At 33.8% G+C, this 1,729-nt stretch carries 1 protein-coding gene; it reads left to right on the top strand.

The genetic code is table 11. From position 1 onward, the window contains the following. Positions 1-30: 30 nt before the first annotated feature. A partial coding sequence (gene ccsA, locus MVY38_RS00005) for a cytochrome c biogenesis protein CcsA (RefSeq protein WP_297482007.1) occupies positions 31-1,729 on the top strand: 1,699 nt, incomplete at its 3' end.

Raw genomic sequence — 1,729 nt, 5'->3', positions numbered from 1 at the left:
AATAATTTTCATGAAAAATATAGGATTTATATGAATCATATTTTAGAGTATAAACATTATAGATTTTTCCAATCTTCTTATGATATGGATGAAGGAGGAACCGTGTTGTCAGTAAATCATGATCCAGGAACACTTCCAACATATATTGGATATGCACTTTTAGCATTTGGACTGTTTTGGACACTTTTTTCAAGAAAACATAGATTTTCTCGTCTTTCAAAAAAAGCAAAAGATGCAGCAAAAGCGAAAGCTATTCCTGCATTGCTTGCTATGGGAGTTTTACTTAGTATAACTCCATCGGTGCATGCAGATAGTTTAGATCCGTCAATAAAAACGATTTTGTCTTTTCCTAAAGAGCATGCGAAAAAGTTTTCTAAATTAGTTGTGCAAGATACAAAAGGGCGAATGAAACCAATAGATACACTTGCCATTGAAGTTCTTGCAAAGATTCATAGAAGTGCTACTCTAAAGGTTGGAGATAAAACACTTAATGCAGATCAAGTACTTTTAGGAATGATGATGCGTCCTGATATTTATAGAAATATAAAGTTAATCAGAACAGGGAATGAAAATATTAATAAAATAATAGGTATTGCAAAAGATGCAAAATATGCCTCTTTTGCACAATTTTTTCAAGATCCTGAAAATATGCGTGGCTATAAGCTTATGAAGTTAGTTGATGAGGCTTCAAGAAAAGCTCCAAAAGATAGAGAAAGACTTGATAAAGCCGCACTAAAGATTGATGAAAAAGTGAATGTTGTTTATATGGTTTTTACAGGTTCACTTCTAAAAATCTGGCCAAAACCAAATGATGTAAATAACAAATGGTATGCAACAATAGAAGCATTGAAAAAGTTTTCACCTCAAAATAGTAAGCGTGTAAGAAATCTTGCTGTAAATTATTTTACTTCAGTAGATGCTTCACTAAAAAGTGGTGATTGGTCTAAGAGTAATGCAGCACTTGATAAAATTGCAGCATATCAGAAAAAGTATGGTGCCGCTGTTTATCCAAAAGCAAGTAGAATAAAAGCAGAAATTTTCTATAACCATTCAAATATATTTGAAATTCTTTGGCCTCTGTATTTCATAGTTGGTTTTGTTTTACTTGTTCTTAGTTTTATTAAAATCTTAAAACCACAGTTTAAAATGACATTTATTACAAAATCTGCCTTAGGACTTTTGGGAATTTTCTTCCTAGCACATACTTTAGGGCTTGCTCTTCGTTGGTATATTTCAGGACATGCTCCTTGGTCAAATGGATTTGAGTCTATGACTTATATCGCTTGGGCAACAGTTTTGGCTGGTTTTATTTTCTCTAAGCAGTCACCAATTACACTCGCTTCGACTTCTATTTTAGCAGGTCTGATTCTGTTTGTTGCACATTTAAGTTGGATGAACCCTCAAATCACAAATCTTGTGCCTGTACTCAACTCTTATTGGTTAAGCATACATGTTTCTATGATTACTGCTAGTTATGGTTTCTTAGGTTTGAGTGCCTTGCTTGGGTTTATTACGCTACTTCTGTTCATCGCAAAAAATGAGAAGAATGACAGGCAAATTTCACTCTCTATAAAAGAGTTAAACGCAATCAATGAAATGAGTCTTATGATAGGTCTTGCAATGCTTACAGTTGGAAACTTTCTTGGTGGTGTTTGGGCAAATGAGTCTTGGGGTAGATACTGGAGTTGGGATCCAAAAGAGACTTGGGCACTTGTAACCATCATTGTTT

This window comes from Sulfurimonas sp. (assembly GCF_027056685.1).
GTDB lineage: Bacteria > Campylobacterota > Campylobacteria > Campylobacterales > Sulfurimonadaceae > Sulfurimonas.
This window is presented reverse-complemented; position numbering and strand designations above follow the sequence as displayed.